This is a genomic window from Bacillus sp. 2D03, assembly GCF_003946765.1.
GTDB classification, from domain to species: domain Bacteria; phylum Bacillota; class Bacilli; order Bacillales; family Bacillaceae_G; genus Bacillus_A; species Bacillus_A cereus.
This window is the reverse complement of sequence record NZ_RPSJ01000007.1, coordinates 88,521-114,460: the sequence shown is the minus strand read 5'-3', so window position 1 is coordinate 114,460 and position 25,940 is coordinate 88,521. Positions and strand designations below refer to the sequence as shown.

Here is a 25,940-nt window from a genome sequence, read left to right as displayed (position 1 = left end):
CTTGTAAAAAAAGTCAGGTCTATAATGAGTGCAACTTAAAAAAATGCAAGCGTTGATGAAGAAGAGTACACATGATGAACATGTCAGAGAGCTGATGGTTGGTGCGAATCAGTATGGAATTGATGTGGAATGGGCTTCGGAGCTTCCAAACCGAAACGAAAGAAGTAGGCTTTGGCGACATGATCTCATCGATACAAGAGACACGTATTGTTTTTGATACGGTAAAGTGCGTTACATTTGTAACGAATTAAGGTGGCACCACGGGAGTACCCGTCCTTTCTATAGGATAAGTACTCCCTTTTTGTGTATAAAAAATTAAATAAATGAAATCGTTTAAGTAAGAAGAGTACGTATATTGGAGACGTTACAGAGAGCCGGGAATAGGTGGGAGCCCGGTACGGTGCCATATACGGAATGGGCTTACGAGAGGTATGCTGAACAATTATTTTCAGTAGGCAACCCGGGTTCCGCCGTTACAAGGATAAGGTATAAATTTTGTACCTGAACAAAGCGGGATGCTTTTGCATCCAACACGAGGTGGTACCGCGGTATATTTATCGTCCTCTACATATTTTCGATATGTAGGGGACTTTTTTATTTTTCAGGGTGAGGTGAAGGACATGATGACGAAAGAAGAATTTATAAAACAAAAAAGAGCGAGAAAGACATTTTTAGTAATCACTGAAGAAGAAGGAGATAGCATTACGCCAATTTCTTTATATAGACGTATGAAAGGGAAGAAGAAATTCTTATTAGAAAGTTCACAGCTTCATCAAGATAAAGGGCGTTATTCTTACTTGGGATGTAATCCTTATGGAGAAGTGAAAAGCGTTGGTACGGAAGTGGAACGAACGATTTACGGCCGGGCAGAAAAGTTACAAGGTAACGTACTGCAAGTGTTAGAAGAAGTAATCGTACCATCACAAGTAGACAGTCTATTTCCATTTTGCGGAGGAGCAGTTGGTTATATTGGATATGATGTCATTCGGCAGTATGAAAACATTGGAGCGGATTTACACGACCCATTAAATATTCCGGAAGTACACCTTTTACTATATCGTGAGTTTATCGTTTACGATCATTTACGCCAAAAGTTGTCGTTTGTATATGTATGCAGGGAAGATGATTCAACAGATTATGAGGAAGTATACGAAAGGCTACGAGTATACAAAGAGGAAGTGCTACAAGGAGAAGAAGCTGAAGTAAATGCAATACAATCCACATTATCATTCACTTCTTCTATAACAGAAAAAGAGTTTTGTGAGATGGTAGAAATTGCGAAAGAATATATAAGAGCGGGAGACATATTCCAAGTCGTACTATCACAGCGTTTACAAAGTGAATGTATTGGGGATCCATTCTGGTTATACCGAAAACTTCGAATTGCAAATCCATCACCATATATGTTCTATATCGATTTTCAAGATTATGTTGTACTCGGTTCTTCGCCGGAAAGTTTACTATCAGTAAGGGAGGATAAAGTGATGACGAATCCAATTGCTGGTACAAGGCCGAGGGGGAAAACGAAGAGGGAAGACGAGGAAATCGCAAAAGAACTGTTAGGCAATGAGAAAGAGCGAGCAGAGCATATGATGCTTGTAGATCTTGGGCGAAACGATATTGGTAGAGTGAGCGAAATCGGCTCGGTTACGATAGATAAATATATGAAAGTAGAAAAATACTCTCACGTTATGCACATTGTATCTGAAGTTTACGGAACATTGCGAAAACAAATGGGCGGATTTGATGCGTTAGCGTATTGCTTACCAGCAGGAACGGTTTCTGGAGCTCCGAAAATTAGAGCGATGGAAATTATAAATGAACTAGAGAATGAAAAAAGAAATGTATACGCTGGTGCAGTTGGATACGTTAGTTTTTCAGGAAATCTTGATATGGCGCTCGCTATTCGAACGATGGTCGTAAAGGATGAAAAAGCATACGTTCAGGCAGGAGCAGGAGTCGTTTACGATTCAGATCCAGTAGCTGAATATGAAGAAACATTAAATAAAGCGAGAGCGCTTTTGGAGGTAATGAAATGATTGTACTTATCGATAATTACGATTCGTTCACATATAACTTGTATCAACTGTTAGGCGAACATGAAGAAGAAATTGTAGTTGTAAGAAATGATGAAATAACGATAGAACAGTTAGAAGAGATGAATCCAAGAGGAATTGTACTTTCACCAGGACCAGGAAAACCAGAGGATGCTGGCATTTGTATCGACGTCATCCGTCATTTTTATAAGAACGTTCCCATATTAGGGATTTGTCTTGGTCACCAAGCGATCATAGCTGCATTTGGAGGAGACATTGTTAGAGCAGAACGTATTAAACATGGAAAAACATCGCGTGTGAAACATAACGGAATGTCAATCTTTTCATACGCTACACAGCCGTTAACGGCAATGCGCTATCATTCCCTTGTTGCAGAGCAAACGAGCTTGCCAGAGTGTTTTGACATATTAGCGACAGCGATGGACGACGGAGAGATAATGGCAGTCCGTCACAATTATTATCCGCTCTTCGGATTACAGTTTCATCCGGAATCAATCGCAACAGAAGAAGGCGGAAAGTTAATACGTGCCTTTTTAACAGAAGTAAAAGAGGAGGAAAGAGTATGAATAACTATCTTCGTAAATTAGTGGAGGGTCAACATTTAACAGAAGAGGAAATGTATAAAGCAGGACTACTTTTATTAAGTGAAAACATATTAGAAAGTGAAATTGCAGCTTTCTTAGTCTTACTGAAAGCGAAAGGTGAAAATGCAGAAGAAATATACGGTCTCGTTCGAGCTCTTCGCGAAAAGGCACTACCATTTTCGAACCATATACAAGGAGCAATGGACAATTGCGGGACGGGTGGTGACGGTGCTCAAACGTTTAATATTAGCACAACATCAGCATTCGTACTGGCAGGAGCTGGCGTAAAGGTTGCAAAACATGGTAATCGTGCTGTTTCTAGTAAAACAGGAAGTGCAGACTTATTAGAAGAACTAGGTGTAAATATTAGTAGTACGCCAAACGAAATTGATTATTTACTAGAGCATGTGGGCATTGCATTTTTATTTGCACCAGTGATGCATCCAGCACTAAGGCGCATTATGAAAATAAGAAAAGAGTTAAACGTGCCGACGATCTTTAATTTAATTGGTCCTTTAACAAATCCAGTGAATTTAGAAACACAATTTGTCGGTATTTATAAACGAGATATGTTATTACCAGTTGCACAAGTATTACAAAAGTTAGGCCGGAAACAAGCGCTTGTCGTAAATGGAAGTGGTTTTTTAGATGAAGCGTCATTACAAGGGGAAAATCACGTAGTCATTTTAAAAGATAATGAAATAGTAGAAATGAGTATTGATCCAGAAAAGTATGGTTTTTCAAGAGTGAAAAATGAAGAAATTAGAGGGGGGAATTCAAAAGAAAATGCAAAGATTACAGTCGGCGTATTGAGCGGAGAAAAGAGTGTTTATCGTGATACCGTTTTATTAAATGCAGGTCTAGCTCTTTTCGCAAATGGAAAAACGGAAACGATTGAAGAAGGAATTAAACTCGCGGCACATAGCATTGACTCTGGAAAAGCATTAACCAAATTAAACTTATTAATTGCAGCAAGCAACGAAAAATTAGAAAGGGTGAACTAAAGTGGGGACGATTTTAGATAAAATTGTAGAACAGAAGCGAAGGGAAGTTGCGGAGTTGTATGAAATATATACACCAGTAAAAACAAAAAGAAAGACACATTCACTTGTAGAAGCGTTACAGCAGTTTACTGTCATTACAGAAGTAAAGCGAGCATCACCATCAAAAGGAGATATCAATTTACACGTTGACGTACGAAGACAAGTGCAAACATATGAGAAATGTGGTGCAGGAGCAGTCTCTGTTTTAACAGATGGTCAATTTTTTAAAGGATCGTTTCACGATTTACAAACAGCAAGAGAAGAAAGTAACATTCCGCTTTTATGTAAAGATTTCATAATAGATAAGATTCAAATCGATAGAGCGTATGAAGCGGGAGCAGATATTATTTTACTAATTGTAGCAGCGTTAACGAAAGAGAAGTTAAAAGAGTTGTATAGCTACGTGTTAGAAAAAGGATTGGAAGCGATTGTTGAAGTTCATGATGAACAGGAATTAGAAACTGCGATTGTATTAAATCCGCACGTTATTGGTATTAATAACCGTAATTTAAAAACGTTCGAAGTAGATTTAAGCCAAACTGAAAAGCTTGGAAAAAGATTGAATGAGGAGAAATTACTTTGGATTAGTGAAAGCGGGATTCATTCAAAAGAGGATATTATTCGTGTTAAAAAAGCCGGAGCAAAAGGTGTATTAATTGGAGAGGCACTTATGACATCATCTTCTATTAGTAACTTTTTTGAAGACTGTAAGGTGAATATATGAAAGTGAAAATTTGCGGCATCACTGATATGGAAACAGCAAAACGTGCTTGCGAATACGGTGCAGATGCACTCGGATTTGTTTTTGCAGAAAGTAAGCGAAAAATCACTCCAAAGAGAGCGGAAGAAATCATTCAGGAGCTTCCAGCCAACGTGTTAAAAATCGGTGTTTTCGTAAATGAATCAGTAGAAGTGATCCAGAAAATTGCAGATGAGTGCGGGTTAACACATGTACAACTACATGGAGATGAAGATAATTATCAAATTAGAAGATTGAATATTCCGTCTATAAAATCACTAGGAGTAACTTCAGAGAGTGATATGAAAAACGCTCAAGGGTATGAAACGGATTATATATTATTTGATAGCCCGAAAGAAAAGTTTCATGGAGGAAATGGAAAGACATTTTCATGGGAACTACTTGGGCATATGCCAAAAGAATTGCGAAAGAAAACGATATTAGCTGGTGGATTAAACGCTCTTAATATAGAAGAAGCAATTCGAACTGTTCGGCCTTATATGGTCGATGTGAGCAGCGGAGTAGAGACAGAAGGAAAGAAAGATGTAGAGAAAATAAAACAATTTATTATAAAAGCGAAGGAGTGTTCCAAATGAACTACGCATATCCAGATGAAAAAGGACATTACGGTATATACGGAGGACGATACGTTCCAGAAACGTTAATGCAATCTGTACTAGAACTAGAAGAAGCATATAAAGAAGCGATGCAAGATGAAGCATTTCAAAAGGAATTAAATCATTATTTAAAAACGTACGTCGGAAGAGAAACACCGCTATATTATGCTGAAAATATGACGAAGTATTGCGGTGGTGCAAAGATTTATTTAAAACGTGAAGATTTGAACCATACAGGAGCTCATAAAATTAACAATACAATCGGTCAGGCACTACTTGCAGTGCGAATGGGCAAGAAAAAAGTTGTCGCTGAAACAGGAGCCGGACAACACGGAGTTGCAACAGCTACTGTATGTGCTCTTCTCGGGTTAGAATGTGTTATTTTTATGGGAGAAGAAGATGTAAGACGTCAAAAATTAAATGTGTTCCGAATGGAATTACTCGGAGCGAAAGTAGAAAGTGTAGCAGCAGGTAGCGGTACATTAAAAGATGCGGTAAACGAGGCGCTTCGTTACTGGGTTTCACATGTGCATGATACGCACTACATTATGGGATCTGTTCTCGGACCACATCCATTCCCGCAAATTGTCCGTGATTTCCAAAGTGTAATTGGGAATGAGACGAAGAAACAATATGAAGAATTAGAGGGGAAATTACCAGAAGCAGTTGTTGCTTGCATTGGTGGTGGGAGTAACGCGATGGGAATGTTTTATCCATTTGTACATGATGAAGAAGTTGCTCTTTACGGCGTAGAAGCAGCTGGAAAAGGCGTTCATACAGAAAAGCATGCAGCAACTTTAACGAAAGGAAGTGTCGGTGTTTTACACGGATCAATGATGTATCTTCTGCAAAACGAAGATGGGCAAATTCAAGAAGCACACTCTATTTCAGCAGGACTTGATTATCCAGGTGTTGGTCCAGAACATAGCTTGCTAAAAGATATTGGCCGCGTTTCTTATCATTCGATAACAGACGAAGAAGCATTAGAAGCATTTCAATTATTAACGAAAAAAGAAGGCATTATCCCGGCGCTAGAAAGTTCACATGCTGTCGCATATGCATTAAAATTAGCTCCGAAAATGAAGGAAGAAGAAGGACTTGTTATTTGCTTATCAGGCCGCGGTGATAAAGATGTAGAGAGTATAAAACGTTATATGGGAGAGGTGTAAAAAATGGGAGTAGAAAAAATTAAATCAGCGTTTGAAAATGGCAAGAAAGCATTTATTCCGTACGTAATGGGCGGAGATGGCGGCCTTGAAAAATTAAAAGAAAGAATTCGTTTTCTAGATGAAGCTGGAGCAAGCATCGTTGAAATTGGTATTCCGTTTTCGGATCCAGTTGCAGATGGGCCAACGATTCAAAGAGCAGGAAAGCGAGCGCTAGATAGCGGCGTAACATTAAAAGGCATTTTTCAAGCGTTAGCAGAGGTAAGGAAAGAAGTACAAATGCCCTTTGTTCTTATGACATATTTAAATCCTGTACTTGCATTCGGAAAAGAGAGATTCATCGAGAACTGTATAGAAGCAGGTGTAGACGGCATCATCGTTCCAGACTTACCGTATGAAGAACAAAATATTATTACGCCGTTACTTCGAGAGGCAAACATTGCGCTCATTCCACTCGTTACCGTAACGAGTCCTATTGAAAGAATTGAAAAAATTACGAGTGAATCAGAAGGGTTCGTTTATGCTGTTACAGTAGCGGGCGTAACGGGAGTACGTCAAAACTTTAAAGAGGAGATTCATAGTTACTTAGAAAAAGTAAAATCACACGTCAACTTACCAGTAGTCGCAGGATTTGGTATTTCAACAAAGGAACATGTAGAAGAAATGATTACAATATGCGACGGAGTTGTCGTTGGAAGTAAGATCATTGAGCTTTTAGAAAATGAAAAGCAAGAAGAAATATGTGAATTAATATATGCAACAAAACAAAAAGAAGAGGCGTAGTCTCTTCTTTTTGTTTTGCGTAATAAATGTTAAAATATACAGAAAATACATATAATTTAGAGGGTGAGAAGGCATGCTAAGACGTAAACTACTATATCTATTTTTAACTGTACCGCTATACGCTTGGCTTATTAGCATGACGAAAATAGAGTTAATGGCTCTATTTTTAGGGTATGTATTCATCTTTTCCAATTTAAATCGCATTCAAGAACAGTCTATTTTAGAAATATGTCTATTTTCGATTAGTATAGAATTATTTAGTATCGTTTCGATTGTATTATTAAACGAATTATTTCTACGGATTCATTCATTTGCATTAATGAAATTTTGGAATATTATATTGCAAGCAATATGTACTTACATTGTGTTTGTTGTGTTGAAAGAAATAGTCGGAAAGCAGACAGTTTTTCAGGATAATAGAAAATGGGAGTGAATAAAAAGGAGCCGTTTGGTTCCTTTTTTGAATCTGTTGTAAAAACAATTGAAAATTATGACATCTGTTATATAATAGTTAAAAATTGTATTTTTAATGAAAAGAGATGATAACATGGCCATATTGTTGGCACTTATCCCAATTATGATGATTTTCATTTGTTTATTTTTATTTAAACAAACGTCATTAAGGTCCTCGTTAATTTCTTATGCTGTGTCTGTTGGAATTGTTTTACTCTCGCCAATGTTTCAATTAGGGATAAGTGAAACTGTGCACGCAACGATTAAAGGATGGTTAATTTGTTTTATTGTCGGGTACGTTTTATTTTTCGGTATTTTTTTATTTCACCTCATGAACAAAATGGGGTACATCGATCAAGTAGCACGTTTTCTAGAAGCAGTTACTCAGGATCGCTTATTACAAATGCTGCTTATGTGTTTTGGCATTTGCCCGCTTATTGAATCAGTAAGTGGATTCGGTATTGGCTTCATGGTTGCAGCACCTATTTTTCTTTCACTAGGATATAAACCATTTCAAGCTGTACTACTCTCATTCATCGGCTTACTAGCTAGTTCATGGGGCGCAATGGCAACTGGTACGATTATCGGTTCGCAGCTAATAAATATGCCTCTTACAACACTTGGCACAAATACAGCGCTATTAAGTATTCCGATGTTTGCTTACTTCGTTATTCTTTCTTTACACGTTGTTGGCGGCTGGCAAGCGGTTATAGAAAAGTGGAAAGAAGGAGTAGGGTTCTTTCTATTATTTTCTCTCGGAATCTATCTTTCTAATGCGTACGTAAGTGTTGAACTAGCCGGGATATTAAGTTCTATCGTTACGATTACCTTTGGCTTTTTTATCATTAAATTAAAAGGAAAAAGTGGGCAAAATCTTATAACAGAACATGCGGCTGCAACGGAGAGAGAAGTATCCATTATAAAAATTATTAGCCCTTATATATTTCTAACAGTTTGTATTTTACTTTCTCGCCTCGTTCCAGCATTACATGATTTGTTCAGATCATATGCGGTTCTTGATTTGAAATCATACTCTTACAAACTAGAGTTACTATATTCACCAGGATTTTGGCTCGGTATGACTTGCTTATTTACTATTATTTTCTTCCGCATCCCGCCTAATATTATTAAACAATCACTCTCACAAACGATAAAACAATGGATTCCATTTGCTATTACGACGACAATGTTTATCGCCATTTCAGAACTAATGGGTGCATCAGGCATGCATTCATTACTCGCAAAGACAGCTGGTGAAACATTTGGAACCTTTTTCGTTTTCGTTGCTCCGTTTATTGGCGCTATTGGTGGATTTTTAACAGGTAGTAACGCAGGATCAAATGCAATGTTTATAAAACTACAAATGCAAACCGCACAAAACGTAGCACTCCCGTGGCAATATGTCACAACACTTCAAAACACTGCATCATCAGTAGCTACAATCGCTTGTCCATCACGGATTACACTAGGTGCTTACTTATGTAATATCCCTTACCGTGAAAATGAACTATTAAAGAAGACGACGTTAATGATCTTTGGTGCGGTTTTGCTTGTAGTGGTAGAAGTTATTGTTTGGTATATGTTGAGAAATTAAAAATCCTCCTAACATAGGAGGATTTTTTTTATGAGTGGATAATGATTTAAATATGAATAGCTTCTACTAAATGAATAGGAGATGAAATGTATGCCCCTAAAAAACTACGGTGTGTTAAAAGGTACAGTTATACAATCAAAGATTGGAAAAGGGAAAACACCTCATTATCAAGTTCATTTACAGGGCGAGACAGGAGTAGATTATCGTATTGCAATTAACGTAAAGTCGCAAAGTTATCCATCAGAAGTTTTATATTTTGCGAGTAACAATATTAAGTCAGAGGCGATTCATATTTTACCGACATTACCATTCGGTTTTACAGAAATAAAAAACAATGAACCGAAAGTAGCTTTAGATTATGTAAGAGGAAATCTATTTGACTCAAATCAAATGATTCCTTTACCTCCCGAAAAAGCAGGAACAGATAATGATTTAAATGAAAAAATAGAACGTTATATAAAACGAGCAATAGAAGAAAAAGCAATTATTTACGCGTTTGGTGAAAGATGGGGACCAGAAGAAAATACACCAGATTCCTATTTTCATTTCAAACCAGGAAACGGTATACATGATATTCATATGAATCAAGGGAATGTAGAAAAATGGCAAGGTGATGATGGCATATGGCAAGACGGAGGAATACTCATTCACTTTGAAAAGGAAGAAGAATGGATTGGTATCTTTCTTGCATTCCAATCACAGTCATGGTGTACCGATGAAGAAGGGCATGCTCGCGTTCCGGTTGAGCATTGTGATTATAAGGGGAATAATTAATAAGAAGAGGGCGTTTAAAAAGAACGCCCTCTTCTTATTTTATAAAACGAAAAACTAACAAGTGTAGAAATACAAGAGAAAAGCAGTGCTACACTAGAAAACGCAATGAGATACATATTATATTTCATAACCTGTCCAATTAGCTGGTTACTGTCGTATTGAAACAGTCCCGCGATGATGTTGAATAAAAATAAAACGATAAACATGACGATAACACCGTCTATTGATCCTTTAATGTCTGGTTTACTTAAAGCGATATGTGCGGAAATGCAAATGGCGATAAATAAAAATAACCAAAAGGAAGGATTCAATAAATTGCCGATTGTAAATAAGCTTTTCAATAATACAAACGTCGACAAGAGCATGTTTTGGATCATTTCTACATTAATAGAAGTAGAAGCAATCGTTTTTTCGAGAGTTGTATTAAATAAAAAATATGATTCTGGTACGAAATAGCGCATTAAAAGGATTAGTGCAGTAATACCAGAAATAATAGGCCCAATGCCGATGAAGAAATTCCCAATCCGTTGATACACACTTTTTTGATTGTATTGATGTTGTACGTAACCTAAAGCCCCTTGACTTGTATCTGTCGGGAAGAACTGCGTTGCTACAATCTTATGACGGAACAGCACGCACATAATGGCATGTCCAAGTTCGTGAATAGGAACACCAATCCAAGCCGTTAATAGGAATCCTTTTCTTCCAAAAGCTCTCGACCAATACATGCGTGTGAGAGATTCTAAATAGCCTAATAGAAATCCAATTACAATGATAACGCCAATTAAAGATAATAATTGGATTACGCTTGTAAGGAGTATTTGAAAAATTGAGTTTACCAATTCCATTGCCAGTCATCCAATCTGTTAAAAATATTATTTATTCTGTTTCATAATAGCATTTTTTTTCAAGATTGCTAGCACATATATTTCTTTCAAAAGAAGGATTTCAGAATCTTTTTCTTGTAGTCATGTTTTATGTACAAATTCATATATTGAATTTGTAACACCCTATACGGTATATCCTTAAGGAGGGATAAGAGAATGAAATGTCCGTCATGTTATACAGAAAATGCATCAGAGGCAAAGTTTTGCGGGAATTGTGGACATTCGTTAACGGAAGAAGTAGTGGCAAGTAGTGGCCAAGAAGAAGGGCCGGAACAAGCACGTGCGGCACCAGCAAAGGAAGCTCGGCCAAATGAAACGGTAGAGCAAGCGAAGCGGTTTGCGAGCGGCTATTTTCAATTTTTTAAACATGCATTACAAGCACCGACAGCGATTATGAAAAGTGGCGCTATTGAAGTGCGAAATGGAATTGTAAGTCTTGTTCTTATTTGTTTTTTAGGAGCATGTATTTTTTATAGAATGATGAGTGCAGCATCAGCAGTTACGAGAACATTTACACCAGATATATCTACTCCCACGTTTTTTGGAGAATCTATAACGGTCTTTTTCTTTTTATTAATTTTAACTTTATTTGTCGGATTTATTATTTTTGTAAGTGGTAAGATGATGAAATCATCTTTTTCATTTCTTGAAGTATTCGGTATATGGGGAACGATAGCGACGCCGGCTATTGTCATATTAGTCCTTTCTTTTCTTTTTAGTTTCTTATTAATTTTTTTCTTACCGATATTATTATCGGTAGCTGCAACTTATATAGGGATTAGTATAACTGTAGCCGTATTAAAGCTAGACAATGGCGGATTAGATCTCGTTTACACACTTATTATTGCAAATGTTTTAATTGGAATTGCAACATTCATTGTACTTTGGTCTTACATTAGCACGATAATTCAAGCCTTAACACAGGGAATAACTGGCTTCTAATGAAAAGGTGGTTGACTGGATGAATGTATGTACAAAGTGCGGAATTCAGTTTGAAGATGGTGTGCAATTTTGTCAAAACTGCGGGACGAAGAGGAGACGTTCTGTAGTAAAGAAGAACATGAGCGGTGGTGCAAAAGTTGGCATTACACTGTTAGCGCTATTTGTTATAGCAATTATTGGATTGTATTTGTACGGATCGTCGTATTATACGCAGGTGGCACAAGTAGACCGGATAATTACGATTTTACAAGAGAGGGACGGAGAGAAATTAGCTGAGATCGTTACGGCAGATGATCCATCGGTTATGATAACGAGAGAGAGTGTAACGCCTCTATTTTCATATATAAAAGAAAATCCATCTTACGTAAATGAATTAAAACAATATTTGAGACAAGGTGAAAAACAACGGGACGGAATAGAAAAAGCTGATTTTTCATTAACGAAAGACGGAAAGTATTTCTTTATATTTGATCGATATAAATTGAAAGCAAAGACGTACTATACAACTTTGCTTACAAATGAAAAAGACGTATCGTTAAAAATGAACGGAAAAGAAATTGATAAGACAGATGACAAAAAGTTTGAGAAGCAATATGGGCCATTTCTTCCGGGAAATCAAGTGTTTCAATCAGAGTATAAAAATGACTACGTAAAATTATCTCGTGAGGAAAAGGTTGTACTTATGAAACAAAGCCAAAATAACGTAACGATAGATTTAACGTTGCAAGGTCAATATATTACAGTTCAAACGAACGCGCCTGGTGCAACATTGTATGTAAATCAAAAACCGGTTACAGCGCTGGCAGGAGAAGAAATTACATGGGGGCCTGTAGCGACTGATGGAAGTGCGACGGTTTATTTAGAACGAAATGGAGAAAGTGGACGAGAAACGACAAAAGTAGAGACGGTAACGGCACTTTCGTCTTATAATCTTCCATTTCAAAAGAAAAGTACAGAAAAAACAGTTGTTTATAATGTTACTCCAACGCCCGCGACTGGGTATGTATATAATGGTTTCATCTTTCCTGATAGTGATATTCGAAAATTAACGAGCGCAGATTTAACATATTTATCGAAAGAGCAGTTGAAAATTGCTAGAAATGAAATATATGCAAGGCATGGACATATTTTTCAAACGAAAGATATGCAAGCATATTTTGCAAAACAGCCTTGGTATAGAGAAAATCCTTATTTTAAAGGAACGTTAACAGATATCGAAACTTATAATATTGAACTAATCAAATCAACAGAATAGAGCGCTTGAAAAAGGTACAGTGTATATTGCTGTACCTTTTCTATCGTTATTTGGCTGGAGCAGGTTCCCTAGAGAAAAAGATATGAAAGAGAAATGTGACTTTACTTGCCCCTCCTGATGTACTGGCTTGCACATCAGATAAAGAACTAGACGTTAAAGCAGCTTCAGAATGTGGAGGGACGATTATTTTAAGAGCATCTTCTGATTCCGATGATATAGTAACCGTTATTGTATCATCAGAAACATTTACAATTTTAACAGTACCGACTGGGAAGATGGACCTACCAGCGTGTGATGCAGAAGCGAAGCGGGTAGCTTTCCAAATAGTTTGAGAGAAAGTGTCATTGTCTGATAACCAAGCGCGAGCACTGTATAATGTTGCATTAATGGTAAATTCTTGTTCAAGCGGGAGGGCGGCTTTCGGTTCTTTCGGTTCCTCTGGAAACTGAGCGAGAAGACCAGCGCACATGTATGTTTCACCTACTTTCAATAGTTACTGTTATAGCATATTAAACATGTTGTTTATAAGACACGACAGTTACCTATTCATACATAAGTTTGTGCACCAAATTTGAAGATGAAATTCTCTTTCTTTACAATGGAAGTAGGTGTTATTTCTATAAAATATGGAAAACGTAAAGAGTATGTAAAAAAGAAGGAGTGGTAAAGTGAACTATGTCATTATTGGCGGAGATGCAGCTGGTATGAGTGCAGCGATGCAAATTATTAGAAACGATGAAAATGCAAATGTTGTAACTTTAGAAAAAGGTGAAATTTATTCGTACGCTCAGTGTGGATTACCGTATGTCATTAGTGGTGCTATCGCTTCAACTGAAAAGTTAATCGCGCGCAACGTGAAGACGTTTCGTGAGAAATATGGAATTGATGCGAAAGTGCGTCATGAAGTAACGAAAGTAGATACGGAAAAGAAAATGGTGTACGCAGAGCATACAAAGACGAAAGATGTCTTTGAATTTTCGTACGATCGATTATTAATTGCGACCGGGGTACGTCCTGTTATGCCGGAATGGGAAGGACGGGAATTACAAGGCGTTCATCTTTTAAAAACAATTCCGGATGCTGAGCGTATATTAAAAACGCTAGAAACGAATAAAGTTGAAGATGTAACCATTATTGGCGGTGGTGCAATCGGACTGGAAATGGCAGAAACATTCGTCGAACTTGGTAAGAAAGTAAGAATGATTGAGCGAAATGATCATATCGGTACGATTTACGATGCAGATATGGCAGAGTACATACATAAAGAAGCAGATAAGCATCATATTGAAATTTTAACGAATGAAAATGTAAAAGCGTTTAAAGGGAATGAACGAGTAGAAGCAGTCGAAACGGATAAAGGTACGTATAAAGCAGATCTTGTTTTAGTGTCGGTTGGAGTGAAACCAAATACTGATTTTCTTGAAGGGACAAATATACGTAAGAATCATAAAGGAGCAATCGAAGTAAATGCATATATGCAAACGAATGTGCAAGACGTATATGCAGCTGGTGATTGCGCAACACATTACCACGTTATAAAGGAAATTCATGATCATATCCCGCTCGGAACGACTGCCAATAAACAAGGGCGACTTGCTGGGCTGAATATGCTTGATAAACGAAGAGCATTTAAAGGCACGTTAGGCACAGGCATTATTAAATTTATGGATTTGACGCTCGCAAGAACAGGCTTAAATGAAAAAGAAGCGAAAGGGCTACACATCCCGTATAAAACAGTTAAAGTAGATTCTACAAATATGGCGGGCTATTATCCAAATGCAAAACCACTTTATTTGAAATTACTATACCGTTCTGACACGAAACAATTATTGGGCGGGCAAGTAATTGGAGAAGAAGGTGTAGATAAACGTATTGATGTGATTGCGATGGCGCTTTTCAATAAAATGAGCATTCATGATTTAGAAGACGTCGACTTAAGTTACGCACCACCATATAACAGCGTGTGGGATCCAATTCAGCAAGCGGCAAGGAGAGCAGAATAGCACTTTTTAAAGTGCTATTTTTTTTACAATGAGGGAGTAAATAAAGTTTCACTTTATTTTGAATATACCGTTCCCTCTTGAAAACATAGTACGTATCGCTTATATTTTCATATAGTATTTATTTTTTAAACGAAGCAATGAACGAACCAGGGGGCGCAGTATGGCAATTAACATGAAAACAATTGAAGAATGGATTGCTGAATCAAATGCAAGACATGAAGAAGACTTTGGACACGTTGTGGAAGAAATGAAAGAAGTATGTGTCGGACTTGATAACGCGACATTAATTTATACGAAAAATGTATTTTGTTTCGGTAAAAAAGTAGAAGTATTTTTCTTCTTCCAAGACCATGTCGTGATTGGACAAGAAAAAGACGAATATGTTGAGATTGAAAAATTAAAGTATGATGACATTACAAATAGTAACTTAAAAACAAATGACAAAAATACTACGTTAGAATTAAAGTTTGCTAACGGACAATCTATTAATTTAGATAGTTTAAATGATAACTACGGTACGAAAAATTGGTTATTTGCTAGACAAATTAAGAGTATCTTTAAATTAATCTAGTAAAAAAGCACGCCGTCCATCGGCGTGCTTTTAACTATGCAAAGCCCCCTTTAACCAATTCCGCGCTCGATACGCCCCAACTGGAACTTGAATAAGAGACGTTTCATTCCCAGCATCAATACCGTACAATTGATCACATGAATTTGTATCAAAACTTAGTAACGGATGCCCGCCCATCCCCATAGCAGTTGTAGCAAAAACGAGTTTATGAACGAGTATACCTGCTTCCATTTGATGAATACGGTACCCTCTATAGCCTAGTGCATTTGTATAATAATCTTTCTTTCCGACTACATGTAAGCAAAGTGGTACTTGAAAAAGGTTTACGTTATCCATCGTCATACTAGACTGAAGTGGGTAGCGAAGGTCTCCATATCGAATTGGTTGTATGGAATGTGTTTTACTGTTATAAGCGTAAGCCCCGTTTTCAATATTTTTCACGTTATAAAAACATCCATATAAGGAGACGCGTGCATTTTCATTTGCATACTTACCGTCAAGGTCGTTGTAATAGGGGAAGGAGAGGCTCGCTTCTTGTAGTAAAGTAGCGAGCTCAGCTGCATCCCATTTCGTTAAAATAAAGTCCGCATCAGGAGAATATCGTTTTTTACAAAGTTGTAGGAAATCATACGATAACCGTTCTACTTTTGGTAGCTGTACAGCGTACGCATTATGTTGATAGTGCTCTTCATGAAGTAGTGTTTGGAAGTGTGCTGTCGATTCGATCATAGAAGCTTCATTTATTTTTGTTATCATCGGATATTCATCTACATGTTTTGAGCGAACGAAATGTTCATGTGCGAGCGGCGGAATTTGTTGCAACAACTCATGAGAAGTAACTATTTTATTTTCACGGTAATCATTGTGAAACCAATTAGTTTCTGGCTCTGTACTTAAAGGAATAACGGCATACACACTTTCTTCACCTTCTGACAATCCGAGTAAATGGTTCAGTGCACGGTCTAGAAATTGAAAGTATACGCCGTTCGTATAACCGAACTGTTTTGCACATTCTAGCAATTGTCCAATGAGAACCCCGCTATCTAATCCTTGCAGTCGATATGAAAAATTATTGTATTTAAAGAAATTTTTCCAAAACATAGTGGATACGAATGCAGCACCGAAACAATCATGTATATTACAGCGATTACCGAGTGCGTCTTCTAAATAAGCATCGAAATTTCCTTCGCGAAGTAAAATAAGTCGGTGATGCGCGGCGTCATAATGGTAAATGCCGTCTGGGTAATCGTCAATCTTTAAATAGATATACAATTCATTCGGGTATAAGGCACCGCCTGAAGGAATGGATCTACGTAATACATTTCTCTCGCTATTTAGCTGACATAATTGTGTTACACCAAATGAATACCAAAGGTAGTGACCAATCTCATTTAGAGTAGGTGTAGTAGAAGAGTTCGATAAAGATAACGGGATTTCTAAGGAGAGCGGGATGGTAGGTACATTTCGATATAATTTATAAGGAAGCGGTGCGTCTTTCCAGTCCACCTCATGATTCGGCATAATTTCATCGATAGAGAAATGGAGATGATGTAAAAAAGTATCTAGCTGCATGAAATCCCTCCTTTACTATGGAAACGGATGTGGATGTGGATTTAATTTTTCATTCGTTAAAGGTTCGTCTGTATATCCAAGTGTCATCGGTACGGTATATACCCGGTCTAGTCCTGTAACCCGAGTAAGATGGTGTCCGAACGTCATTGGTAACATGCCTGGAATAATAACTTTTACACAATGTAATCCGTTCTTTTCTATAAGGGGAACGGTTTGATCTACTACGATTATTTCAAGATTAGATTGATGCAAACGATTTAAAAGTTGGTGGAGATCGGATGTTAAATCCATATCAAATGATTGTGGTACATTCATTTCTTGGAACGTTTGCACCGGTGCATCTTCTCGTAAAAGGAAGTGAAGACGTTCTTCCGTTTCTTTCAATCCATACAGCATACTATGGTCTTCCATTTTATTAACGAAATAAGAATCTTGTAAGCATTTTTCGTAGTATTCTCTTTTGTGCTCGAGCTCATCGTCTGTTATAAGTAACATGCCTGCTATTTCTTGAATGGCGCTTTTTAAGGCTCGAATAGGATCTAAATGAGCGCCTCCTGCACAAACAACGTTCATTCCATTTTCACGCGTATTTTTTGCAATTACCCATAAGCTCGGGATGCCGTGTTCCATCGTCGCATTAAAAGCGTGTAATTCGTACCCGGTAATCGTACGTAACCGCTGGATCATTAATTGTAATTCTGTATCATTTGCTGAATTAAGATCCAGGCGGGGAAGAGGTAATTCGGCATACCAAGTGAGTAAGAAGGCATCACGCTCTACAATTTCTAAAATGCCGTGAAAAATCGCTTCTTCTAAACTACCGCCAATTGCACATCCATTTGATGTTTCATACACGAAAGCATCTCGATGACCGAGGCTATAATAAGCAATTGATTCAGGAACTAAAAGCGGTCTGTTTTGTGATAAAGAATATCCCCATACCCAGTTTTGCTCATAATCAGGATCAAACGGTTTAAATGGAAAACCATCACGATTATAATGTTCATTGGTATGTACACCGAGCGAGAGGGGATTTAGTGCATGTTCCTCTAAATCATGAAAACTACCATGCACATTTGTCTTTTTCCCTCGAGGTGACATACCACAATATCGTTCTAAACCTTCTAAAATAGCAGTTGCTTCACTTACTGCAAATGAATGGGTTCGGCCTGCAACACCTTCATTTCCAAACATCAATGGCATGTTTATAATGACGTCAGCGAATGGTAATACAGAATGCTGCATTTTGCCGTTCAACATACCGACCCGATAATCTAAATAGTCTCTCGTTAAAAATGTGTTTAATTCATGAATGGAACGGCAGCGATACGTTTCGGTGCTTACTTTTAAACTTGGTTGTAAAGAAACTTCCGCCGCATCCGCAGTATCATCAGGTAAATTACTACATACAGGACAGAGAGGATCTGGAAGAAAAGAATGCCGCGTACATTGTAATGTTTGTAAGTTTAGTAAAATAAGTTCATTTTCTAAAGAAGAATGGTTATAAGTTAATATTTTTTCTGTTTCTGCGCAAATAAGATGGCACATTTGCAACATTCCATTTTGGGTGGCACGTACATCACGTCTCGTTACATTATCTGCTTTAAAGGCATATTTCCGCTGTAGTTCCCACATTTCTTTTTGATCAAAGCCAGCGATAAAACGGCGTCCATCAGAACAATGGGAACATCCGGGCGTAAGAGGATGAATGTAAGGACCGATAATACCTTCACCAAATGAAGTAAAACCACGTAGCCACGGAATATGATTTGAACGAAAAATTAGCTCAGCATCATGATGAATAGTAGAAGGAGATCCATCATGTAATACGAGAGCGAGATGAATATTTTCAGGAAGTTCTTCTGTAAGAGTATGCTGACGAATGATGGAATATTGTTTGCATAATTGATCATGTACATAGTCTGCAAGAAGGCCATCTCCTATAAGCAATATATTTTGAATCATAAACCGTCCTCCTTTGCAATTAATACCCCATACACACCGTCTAAGTTTTCTTTCAAAAATGGTTCAATCGCTAAATCAAATACGAAGGGGTAAAAATTATGTTCTTCTAAATGTTGTAAGGCGAGTTGTAAAGATTGTACGCTTGGAATTTCTTCTTCCGCTTGTATTTCCACTCTAAAAGAATACGTGTCATATAAAATAATAGAGGATTCAGGCAAGATATTAGCTCTGTAAGGAATTTCTTCATTTTGAACGTGAAAGAGTGATAGTTGTAGTGCGTTTCGTAACGCTAACGTCATATTAATATTAGATGCACCGTACCATCTATCATTTATACCAACCCAAACGACTGGAAAACTGAGAATCTCTTCACTCATTGCGATTTTAGGCGTTTCATGGATTGTAGAGAGAGCATCGTAATAAAATCTACAATGTTTATCTTGAATATCAGTTAACTCAACAGTTGTAAGTTCCTCTAGCATATGTGACTGCCGCTCATACAGTTTATTGTTTAAATGTTGTTGCAGTGCGCGGTAAAATCCTTCTGTCATCGTTTCTCCAGCACCGATACCGATATTGTTATGTTCAGGAATAAGGCGGTGAATGATTTCTGCTACATATGTTTCAATTCCTGTTAAACCAGCTTCTCGGCGTGCTTCATTATGAGTCAATCCACTGCGAGTCATAAGAGGCAGAAGGGAAGCTGGGCCATCTGATAGTGGAGTGGCTACTTGAATATAGCATTGTGATAACGGTAATTGATATGAATCTTGTTCATCCCATACATGGAATATACCGGCTTCTTTAGAAGTTAATGAGTCGAAAAATCGGAATACATCAGTTGAAGTATGTTGGCCATACCGATGCTCAAGTTTTTCAGAAAGATTTTCTATCGTATCAATTGTAAAACTTTCATCAGTTGCAAGAGGGTGTTTTATAAAAGGATGCCACGTTCCTTCAAGTGTTTCATAGTTTAATAAAAAGAATTGTGATTCTTTTTCACGATATGAATCATCCGCGACATGTTTAAATAATTCAAAAACGATTACATTTGCTAACATGGCAGATGTAATTGGTGAGACGGAATCCGATGAATTTTCATTTTGCAAAGTCGTTTCATGTAGCCGATGCCATGCGGATTCCCAGCATTCATCACGATTTTCTGTTACGACAGGTCCAGCTATACCGAGTGTTGATAAACAAATAGCTGGTATGAAATTCTTTTTCGTTTCTCTACAAATAGTGTGAACTGTTTTTAAACCGTCAATGTCTCCGTTTTGAGAAACATATAAAATCCAATCAAAAGGTTCGAATACCTCATGTAAGGGACGGTCAATTGTAGTATCGATTTCTTGAAGGAGTACACTGTTATCAACTTCATATGCACGTTCTATTAGCTCATGTATTCTGTCATAGTTTGTTTCATCCCGATCTGTAACGAGGTAATGAAATGTAGGTAAACCAGATTCTAATAAAGAAGAAACTAAGGAAGTAAGCATATTACCAGAACCAATTATAAGGACATTTGCCGCGCGATACGTTTCGAATTTTAGAGCACCTGAATGAGAATCTGCTTCTAAAAATTCAATTTGCGAAGCATATCTATCAAGTAATGCGCTGTTTAATTCATGAGGTGCATCTTGACTTACATCACGGACAAATCCATTTGTATATAAAATCTCTCCAATTTCAAGTACACGATTTTGATAGGGAAGAGGGAGACCATCCGTTATTTCTGCTAAAGAATAATTACCGTCAAACATCGGCATTAATTTTTCAATCCAGTTATAAATTCCGTCACCGTCCATACGAAATGAACTGGCGTTATTTCGAAAATAGACACCCCCGTTTGAATCGGGGAGGAAGAAAGTATCCTTATTTACTTTAAGTTTTGCATGAATTGGAAGGTTATTCATTTTAATCCTCCTTACGTTTAGGCATACATTATTACCTTATGTCATGAAATTTGTCCCGTATGAACACAATAAAAAAAGGCTGTAGAATGAATCATTCTACAGCCTTTAATAGATTTTTAATCTATCAACCTTCTAATAATAATGACTTTGGATCTTCAAGCATATCTTTAACAGCAACAAGGAAGCTAACTGCTTCTTTACCATCAACAATACGGTGATCGTAAGATAAAGCAATGTACATCATTGGGCGGTTTTCCATACGCTCGTTATCAATTGCAACTGGGCGTACTTGGATTTTATGCATTCCTAAAATACCAACTTGTGGGCTATTTAGGATCGGTGTTGACATTAGAGAACCGAACACACCACCGTTTGTAATTGTAAATGTACCACCTTGTAGTTCTTTTAATGAAAGTTTGTTGTCACGTGCTTTTTTACCTAATTCACGAATTTCACTTTCAATTTCAGCGAAATTTAATTGGTTAGCATCGCGTACAACTGGAACAACTAATCCATCTGGAGCTGCTACTGCAATACCGATATCATAGAATTTTTTAATGATAAGCTCGTCACCTTGAATTTCAGCATTTAATAATGGGAATTGTTTTAATGCTGCAACAACTGCTTTTGTGAAGAATGACATGAATCCAAGACGTACATCATGTTTTTTCTCGAAAGCATCTTTGCGTTCTTTACGTAATTCCATGATCGCACTCATATCAACTTCGTTAAATGTTGTTAACATTGCAGATGTTTGTTGAACTTCTACAAGACGTTTTGCAATTGTTTGACGGCGGCGGGACATTTTCACGCGCTCAACTGGTTTTTCGAATTCCGTTTTTGCAACTGGAGCAGGAGCTGGACTCTTTGGAGCAGCTGGTGCTTCTTTTGGTGCTGCAGCATGAGCTTGTACATCATGTGGTCTCACGCGTCCAAGTGGATCTGTGCTACGTACGTCGTTTAAGTCGATTCCTAATTCACGAGCCATTTTTCTAGCAGCTGGTGATGCGATAGGACGGTTTGTATTTGGTAACCCTTGTAGTGTTGCAGTTTGCTCAGCATTTGGTGCCGCAGCTTTCGGTGCTTCAGTCGTTTCTTGTTTTGGTTGCTCAGCCACTGGTGCAGGTGTACTTACTGCAACTGGTGCTCCATTAGCATCTAAAATTGCGATAGTTGCGCCAACTTCAACTGTATCCCCAGGTTCGCCTAGTAACTTCGATACAATACCTGAATCTTCTGCAATGATTTCTACATTGACTTTATCAGTTTCAAGCTCAACAACGCTGCCACCTTTCTCAACTTTGTCGCCTACGTTGATAAGCCATTGTGAGATAGTTCCTTCAGTAATAGATTCTGCAAGCTCAGGTACTTTAATTTCGATCATTTTAAATGTCCTCCCCTTATTTGCCTAACGGTGTGTTTTTTCTTCTTTTGTTTTCGGTAATCTCCATTTGTTAGCCTGCCCCTGGGCAGAATATCTGCCCAAGTAACAAGCTAGAAACTTTCATTGTTACTTTCTAGTTGCTGAAAACTTCAATTTCTTGTTTATCTTGACGGAAGTTATACTTCACATCTAAAGCGTGTGAAACAATTAGTTCTTGCTCAGCTTTGTGAGCGAATGGATCGCCACCAGATGGGCTAGAGCGATCTGGGCGTCCAATATAACCTGTTTTCACTTTATCTCCAGCTAGTTCGAACAGAATTGGAGCCATGTAATGCCATGCGCCCATATTACGAGGTTCTTCTTGAACCCAAATAATTTCTTCTAAGTTTTTAAAGCGTTTAATAATAGATTGAATTTTCTCAGCAGGGAATGGGTATAGCTGTTCAATACGAACGACATGAATTTCATCTAAGTTGTAGTCATGTTTACCAGACTCGATTTCTGCTGCTAAGTCAATCGCCATTTTACCTGTGCTTAAAACAAGGCGTTTTACTTTGTTTGGTTTCGTGCCAAGGTTTTCTTGTTCTAGAGCAGGTTGGAAACGTCCTTCGCTTAACTGACTAGCAGTTGAAAGCGTAAGCGGGTGACGTAATAAACTCTTCGGCGTCATCAGTACTAATGGTCGAACAGCTTCTGTTCCTAAGATAGATGCTTGACGACGCAGGATATGGAAGTATTGTGCCGCACTCGTTAAGTTGGCAACTGTCCAGTTATTCTCAGCAGCTAACTGTAGGAAACGTTCAGGACGTGCACTAGAGTGCTCTGGTCCTTGACCTTCATAACCGTGTGGTAATAGAAGAACTAAACCAGATTTTTGACCCCATTTTGCTCTTCCAGCTGAAACATATTGATCAAATAATGCTTGCGCAGTATTTGAGAAGTCACCATATTGCGCTTCCCACATAACAAGCGTTTCTGGAGCGAATACGTTATAACCATATTCGTAACCAACAACAGCAGCCTCTGATAACGGACTGTTATGAACAGAGAATGAAGCGTTAATGTTTGGTAAGCGATGTAATGGTGAATATGTTTCATTTGTATCAGTATCGTGTAATACGATGTGACGATGAGCGAATGTACCACGCTGTGAGTCTTGACCAGTTAAACGAATTGGCGTACCTTCTTGTAAAATAGAAGCGAATGCTAATGACTCAGCAAGTGCCCATTCAATTTTACCGTTCTCTTCAAGAGCATCTTTACGGCGTTCAAGAATTTTCTTCACTTTCGGATATACGTTAAAGCCTTCTGGCCAAGATAGTAGACCTTCATTAATTGCACGAAGTGAGTCAAGCTCAACACCAGTATCAATTGACTGAATGCCCTTTGCAACAACATCTGGCACTTTAACGTGAATTGTTGCATCGCTCGTATCAGCTGGTGGTACTTGTGCATAGTCAGATTTTAATTGTTCTTGTGTAAACTGCGTAATTGTTTCAATCTCATCTGCATTTAGAACACCGGCAGCTTGTAATTGATCTGCATAAATTGCTCTTACAGTTGGGTGATTCTTAATCTTTTTGTACACTTGTGGTTGCGTAACTGCTGGGTCATCCATTTCGTTATGACCGTAGCGGCGGTAACCAATTAAATCGATTAAGAAATCTTTTTTGAACAACATACGATATTGAATCGCAAGGTTAGCAGCTGCAAGACAAGCTTCCGGATCATCAGCGTTCACGTGAACAATCGGAATATCGAAACCTTTTGCAAGGTCGCTTGAATATTTCGTAGAACGAGAATCATAGCTATCAGTCGTAAAACCAACTGCATTGTTTGCGATAACATGAATCGTTCCGCCTGTTTGGTACGCGTTCAATCTGCTTAAGTTGAGCGTCTCAGATACAATACCTTGACCAGGGAATGCAGCATCACCATGAACTAAAATTACGAATGATTTTGAAGTATCTTGATCTGGAAGACCAGATTTTTTACGATTCTCTTGAGCCGCACGTGCGAAACCTTCTACTACAGGATTCACGAACTCAAGATGACTCGGGTTATTTGCTAATGTAACGCGAGTGCTAACTTCTTCGTTACTAACGACTTGTTCTCTACCTAGGTGGTATTTCACGTCGCCAGTCCAGCCAGAATTAGCTACTGCGCCTTCTATTTTTGCATGTTTGAACTCAGCAAACATGTGGCTATATGGTTTTTCTAATACGTGAGCAAGTACGCTTAGGCGACCGCGGTGAGCCATACCAATCATGACATCCTCTACGCCGTTCTTAGCACCTTCTAGAACAATTTCATCTAAAACAGGTACAAGCATATCAACGCCCTCGATAGAGAAACGTTTTTGCCCAACGAATGTTTTATGCAAGAATTGCTCGAAACCTTCAACAGCTGTTAAACGTTTTAAAAGAGCAGTTCGTTTTTTATTTGATAGTGGTTGACGCAATGAATTTGATTCCACCATTTGATGCAACCACGCGCGTTCTTCACTATCTTGTATATGAGAAAATTCATAAGCTAAAGATTTTGTATAAACGTCTTTTAATCTATGAATTACATCAAGTGCAGTGTGAATACCTTCTGGTGCATCTGGCCATACTGTTTTCGCTGGAATCGCTTTCAAGTCAGCATCGCTTAGTTCGTTCATTGCTTTCTCAAGAAGAGATTGTCCATTTGCAGCATCTTCCATCGGGTTGATGTGAGCCAACGTGTGCCCGAAAGAACGAATCTGCTCAACAAGTTGAACGACTTTAAGAATTTTTTCAATATTACCTGTGTTTTGAGGAGAAAAATGTGTTGCTGTGTTGTCCCCTGTTACGACATCATCTTGAAACGAAGGAGCTCCAAAAATTTCAAAAAGCTCTTGTAATTCCGGATCAACAGAACCTGCTCCAGTTACGTAAAGATCATACTGCTCAATAACATAACCAAGGTTCGGACCGTGGAACTTGGCCCAAGGGTTTGTCGTTGTATTCTTCCTCGTCATTTGTTTAAACCTCCCAATGCATATAATCCTTTTCCATACAAAGGTGCATTTTGCTCTTTTTCAATAAGTAATGAATCAGTAATCAATGTAAATGTTTTCTTTACTCTTATGTTATTACAATAATTTACATAATACCAAACACTATTACTTATCTGTTTTGTAAAAAAACATTCACAATAACTTATCACCCAAGTTAATCTTTCATGTTATAAAGTAATTTTACAGAAAAATGGGGTGGATATATTTGGTATGCCTATACTAATAGCTATAATTGCTGTATTTAAATATAGGTATAATAGTTAGAATGTTTCGATAAAAATAGTTTGAATTATGTATATTGAAATAATAAGCGCTTTCATAGGTATTATACAACAATATAACGGAATATAGTATAAAAAATAAAAAATTATGAATTTATCGTAAACTTTATTTAGATAGTGTTAAATATTGAAAGGAAAGTGAAGGATTTCTACAAAAAAAGTTGCTAAACATAAAAAATGCTCCATAAACAGTTAGTTTCTATAAATATGACGAAAAACACCGTAAAACAAATAACGCATTTCGTGAAATAAAGAAATAAATGAAATATTTTAAAAGGATAAAACAAATATGGAGATATTAAATTTTAAAAAAA

21 protein-coding genes and 2 other annotated features are annotated in these 25,940 nt (G+C 37.6%); of the genes, 14 read left to right on the top strand and 7 right to left on the bottom strand.

Annotated elements, in window-relative coordinates; genetic code table 11:
* The first annotated feature begins 43 nt into the window (after positions 1 to 43).
* Positions 44 to 281: a binding site (T-box leader), on the top strand.
* Between the two features lie 42 nt (positions 282 to 323).
* Positions 324 to 568 (top strand) — a binding site (T-box leader).
* A 52-nt stretch (positions 569 to 620) separates the two neighbouring features.
* The 10 genes from trpE to EBQ15_RS17120 all read left to right on the top strand — a co-directional run bounded on the left by trpE (position 621) and on the right by EBQ15_RS17120 (position 9,810).
* The gene (gene trpE, locus EBQ15_RS17165) at positions 621 to 2,039 is read left to right on the top strand and encodes an anthranilate synthase component I (RefSeq protein ID WP_001999355.1); all 1,419 of its coding nucleotides are present in this window, start codon (positions 621 to 623) and stop codon (positions 2,037 to 2,039) included.
* A complete protein-coding gene (locus tag EBQ15_RS17160; protein WP_000636317.1) occupies positions 2,036 to 2,623 on the top strand; it encodes an aminodeoxychorismate/anthranilate synthase component II in 588 nt (195 codons plus the stop codon). Before trpE ends, EBQ15_RS17160 begins: the two co-directional genes overlap by 4 nt.
* The gene (gene trpD, locus EBQ15_RS17155; protein ID WP_001067356.1) at positions 2,620 to 3,645 is read left to right on the top strand and encodes an anthranilate phosphoribosyltransferase; all 1,026 of its coding nucleotides are present in this window, start codon (positions 2,620 to 2,622) and stop codon (positions 3,643 to 3,645) included. The genes EBQ15_RS17160 and trpD overlap by 4 nt, the downstream gene beginning before the upstream one ends.
* A gap of 1 nt (position 3,646) precedes the next feature.
* Positions 3,647 to 4,408, top strand: a complete 762-nt coding sequence (gene trpC, locus EBQ15_RS17150; RefSeq protein WP_000536719.1) for an indole-3-glycerol phosphate synthase TrpC — start codon at positions 3,647 to 3,649, stop codon at positions 4,406 to 4,408.
* Positions 4,405 to 5,019: an N-(5'phosphoribosyl)anthranilate isomerase gene (gene trpF, locus EBQ15_RS17145; RefSeq protein ID WP_000865118.1), complete on the top strand. Its 615-nt coding sequence runs from the start codon at positions 4,405 to 4,407 to the stop codon at positions 5,017 to 5,019. The genes trpC and trpF overlap by 4 nt, the downstream gene beginning before the upstream one ends.
* A complete protein-coding gene (gene trpB, locus EBQ15_RS17140; protein ID WP_001105038.1) occupies positions 5,016 to 6,209 on the top strand; it encodes a tryptophan synthase subunit beta in 1,194 nt (397 codons plus the stop codon). Before trpF ends, trpB begins: the two co-directional genes overlap by 4 nt.
* Positions 6,210 to 6,212: 3 nt before the next feature.
* Positions 6,213 to 6,989: a tryptophan synthase subunit alpha gene (trpA, locus tag EBQ15_RS17135; RefSeq protein WP_000537850.1), complete on the top strand. Its 777-nt coding sequence runs from the start codon at positions 6,213 to 6,215 to the stop codon at positions 6,987 to 6,989.
* Positions 6,990 to 7,062: 73 nt separating this feature from the next.
* A complete protein-coding gene (locus tag EBQ15_RS17130; RefSeq protein WP_000946130.1) occupies positions 7,063 to 7,422 on the top strand; it encodes a DUF4029 domain-containing protein in 360 nt (119 codons plus the stop codon).
* A gap of 114 nt (positions 7,423 to 7,536) precedes the next feature.
* Complete coding sequence (locus tag EBQ15_RS17125) at positions 7,537 to 9,036, top strand: L-lactate permease (protein WP_000996242.1); 1,500 nt, start codon at positions 7,537 to 7,539, stop codon at positions 9,034 to 9,036.
* Between the two features lie 90 nt (positions 9,037 to 9,126).
* Complete coding sequence (locus EBQ15_RS17120; RefSeq protein WP_001128606.1) at positions 9,127 to 9,810, top strand: DUF2278 family protein; 684 nt, start codon at positions 9,127 to 9,129, stop codon at positions 9,808 to 9,810.
* 14 nt (positions 9,811 to 9,824) lie between these two features.
* On the opposite strand, the gene EBQ15_RS17115 is transcribed toward EBQ15_RS17120, so the two are convergent.
* The gene (locus EBQ15_RS17115; protein ID WP_000424529.1) at positions 9,825 to 10,658 is read right to left on the bottom strand and encodes a hypothetical protein; all 834 of its coding nucleotides are present in this window, start codon (positions 10,656 to 10,658) and stop codon (positions 9,825 to 9,827) included.
* Positions 10,659 to 10,853: 195 nt separating this feature from the next.
* Here EBQ15_RS17115 and EBQ15_RS17110 point away from each other — a divergent pair, with 195 nt between their 5' ends.
* Complete coding sequence (locus EBQ15_RS17110; protein WP_000650106.1) at positions 10,854 to 11,639, top strand: zinc ribbon domain-containing protein; 786 nt, start codon at positions 10,854 to 10,856, stop codon at positions 11,637 to 11,639.
* A gap of 19 nt (positions 11,640 to 11,658) precedes the next feature.
* On the top strand, positions 11,659 to 12,894 hold the full coding sequence (locus EBQ15_RS17105; RefSeq protein WP_001099917.1) for a TcaA 3rd/4th domain-containing protein: 1,236 nt from the start codon (positions 11,659 to 11,661) through the stop codon (positions 12,892 to 12,894).
* Positions 12,895 to 12,940: 46 nt separating this feature from the next.
* On the opposite strand, the gene EBQ15_RS17100 is transcribed toward EBQ15_RS17105, so the two are convergent.
* Complete coding sequence (locus tag EBQ15_RS17100; protein WP_000332392.1) at positions 12,941 to 13,363, bottom strand: hypothetical protein; 423 nt, start codon at positions 13,361 to 13,363, stop codon at positions 12,941 to 12,943.
* A 199-nt stretch (positions 13,364 to 13,562) separates the two neighbouring features.
* Between EBQ15_RS17100 and EBQ15_RS17095 the strand changes: the two genes are divergently transcribed.
* Both EBQ15_RS17095 and EBQ15_RS17090 read left to right on the top strand, forming a co-directional pair.
* The gene (locus EBQ15_RS17095) at positions 13,563 to 14,897 is read left to right on the top strand and encodes a CoA-disulfide reductase (protein WP_001110192.1); all 1,335 of its coding nucleotides are present in this window, start codon (positions 13,563 to 13,565) and stop codon (positions 14,895 to 14,897) included.
* Between the two features lie 160 nt (positions 14,898 to 15,057).
* A complete protein-coding gene (locus EBQ15_RS17090) occupies positions 15,058 to 15,468 on the top strand; it encodes a DUF3908 family protein (RefSeq protein WP_000996783.1) in 411 nt (136 codons plus the stop codon).
* A gap of 30 nt (positions 15,469 to 15,498) precedes the next feature.
* On the opposite strand, the gene EBQ15_RS17085 is transcribed toward EBQ15_RS17090, so the two are convergent.
* The 5 genes from EBQ15_RS17085 to odhA form a co-directional block, all read right to left on the bottom strand.
* Entirely contained in the window at positions 15,499 to 17,040 is a 1,542-nt protein-coding gene (locus tag EBQ15_RS17085; protein WP_001175543.1) for a SagB family peptide dehydrogenase, read from the bottom strand.
* Between the two features lie 15 nt (positions 17,041 to 17,055).
* Positions 17,056 to 19,005 (bottom strand): TOMM precursor leader peptide-binding protein, encoded by a 1,950-nt coding sequence (locus tag EBQ15_RS17080; protein ID WP_000615605.1) that lies wholly within the window; start codon positions 19,003 to 19,005, stop codon positions 17,056 to 17,058.
* Positions 19,002 to 20,921: a putative thiazole-containing bacteriocin maturation protein gene (locus EBQ15_RS17075; protein ID WP_001061570.1), complete on the bottom strand. Its 1,920-nt coding sequence runs from the start codon at positions 20,919 to 20,921 to the stop codon at positions 19,002 to 19,004. Before EBQ15_RS17075 ends, EBQ15_RS17080 begins: the two co-directional genes overlap by 4 nt.
* A gap of 124 nt (positions 20,922 to 21,045) precedes the next feature.
* Positions 21,046 to 22,305 (bottom strand): 2-oxoglutarate dehydrogenase complex dihydrolipoyllysine-residue succinyltransferase, encoded by a 1,260-nt coding sequence (odhB, locus tag EBQ15_RS17070; RefSeq protein ID WP_000569926.1) that lies wholly within the window; start codon positions 22,303 to 22,305, stop codon positions 21,046 to 21,048.
* A 133-nt stretch (positions 22,306 to 22,438) separates the two neighbouring features.
* A complete protein-coding gene (gene odhA / locus EBQ15_RS17065) occupies positions 22,439 to 25,306 on the bottom strand; it encodes a 2-oxoglutarate dehydrogenase E1 component (RefSeq protein ID WP_000197123.1) in 2,868 nt (955 codons plus the stop codon).
* Positions 25,307 to 25,940 lie beyond the last annotated feature (634 nt).

What these genes read in the sequence shown, in the direction of transcription:
- EBQ15_RS17115 (WP_000424529.1), bottom strand. Translation starts at nt 10,658, where the DNA reads ATGGAATTGGTAAACTCAATTTTTCAAATACTCCTTACAAGCGTAATC.
- EBQ15_RS17100 (WP_000332392.1), bottom strand. Translation starts at nt 13,363, where the DNA reads ATGTGCGCTGGTCTTCTCGCTCAGTTTCCAGAGGAACCGAAAGAACCG.
- trpB (WP_001105038.1), top strand. Translation starts at nt 5,016, where the DNA reads ATGAACTACGCATATCCAGATGAAAAAGGACATTACGGTATATACGGA.
- EBQ15_RS17110 (WP_000650106.1), top strand. Translation starts at nt 10,854, where the DNA reads ATGAAATGTCCGTCATGTTATACAGAAAATGCATCAGAGGCAAAGTTT.
- EBQ15_RS17090 (WP_000996783.1), top strand. Translation starts at nt 15,058, where the DNA reads ATGGCAATTAACATGAAAACAATTGAAGAATGGATTGCTGAATCAAAT.
- trpD (WP_001067356.1), top strand. Translation starts at nt 2,620, where the DNA reads ATGAATAACTATCTTCGTAAATTAGTGGAGGGTCAACATTTAACAGAA.
- trpA (WP_000537850.1), top strand. Translation starts at nt 6,213, where the DNA reads ATGGGAGTAGAAAAAATTAAATCAGCGTTTGAAAATGGCAAGAAAGCA.
- odhA (WP_000197123.1), bottom strand. Translation starts at nt 25,306, where the DNA reads ATGACGAGGAAGAATACAACGACAAACCCTTGGGCCAAGTTCCACGGT.
- EBQ15_RS17125 (WP_000996242.1), top strand. Translation starts at nt 7,537, where the DNA reads ATGGCCATATTGTTGGCACTTATCCCAATTATGATGATTTTCATTTGT.
- odhB (WP_000569926.1), bottom strand. Translation starts at nt 22,305, where the DNA reads ATGATCGAAATTAAAGTACCTGAGCTTGCAGAATCTATTACTGAAGGA.
- EBQ15_RS17160 (WP_000636317.1), top strand. Translation starts at nt 2,036, where the DNA reads ATGATTGTACTTATCGATAATTACGATTCGTTCACATATAACTTGTAT.
- EBQ15_RS17085 (WP_001175543.1), bottom strand. Translation starts at nt 17,040, where the DNA reads ATGCAGCTAGATACTTTTTTACATCATCTCCATTTCTCTATCGATGAA.
- trpF (WP_000865118.1), top strand. Translation starts at nt 4,405, where the DNA reads ATGAAAGTGAAAATTTGCGGCATCACTGATATGGAAACAGCAAAACGT.
- EBQ15_RS17080 (WP_000615605.1), bottom strand. Translation starts at nt 19,005, where the DNA reads ATGATTCAAAATATATTGCTTATAGGAGATGGCCTTCTTGCAGACTAT.
- EBQ15_RS17130 (WP_000946130.1), top strand. Translation starts at nt 7,063, where the DNA reads ATGCTAAGACGTAAACTACTATATCTATTTTTAACTGTACCGCTATAC.
- EBQ15_RS17075 (WP_001061570.1), bottom strand. Translation starts at nt 20,921, where the DNA reads ATGAATAACCTTCCAATTCATGCAAAACTTAAAGTAAATAAGGATACT.
- EBQ15_RS17105 (WP_001099917.1), top strand. Translation starts at nt 11,659, where the DNA reads ATGAATGTATGTACAAAGTGCGGAATTCAGTTTGAAGATGGTGTGCAA.
- EBQ15_RS17120 (WP_001128606.1), top strand. Translation starts at nt 9,127, where the DNA reads ATGCCCCTAAAAAACTACGGTGTGTTAAAAGGTACAGTTATACAATCA.
- trpE (WP_001999355.1), top strand. Translation starts at nt 621, where the DNA reads ATGATGACGAAAGAAGAATTTATAAAACAAAAAAGAGCGAGAAAGACA.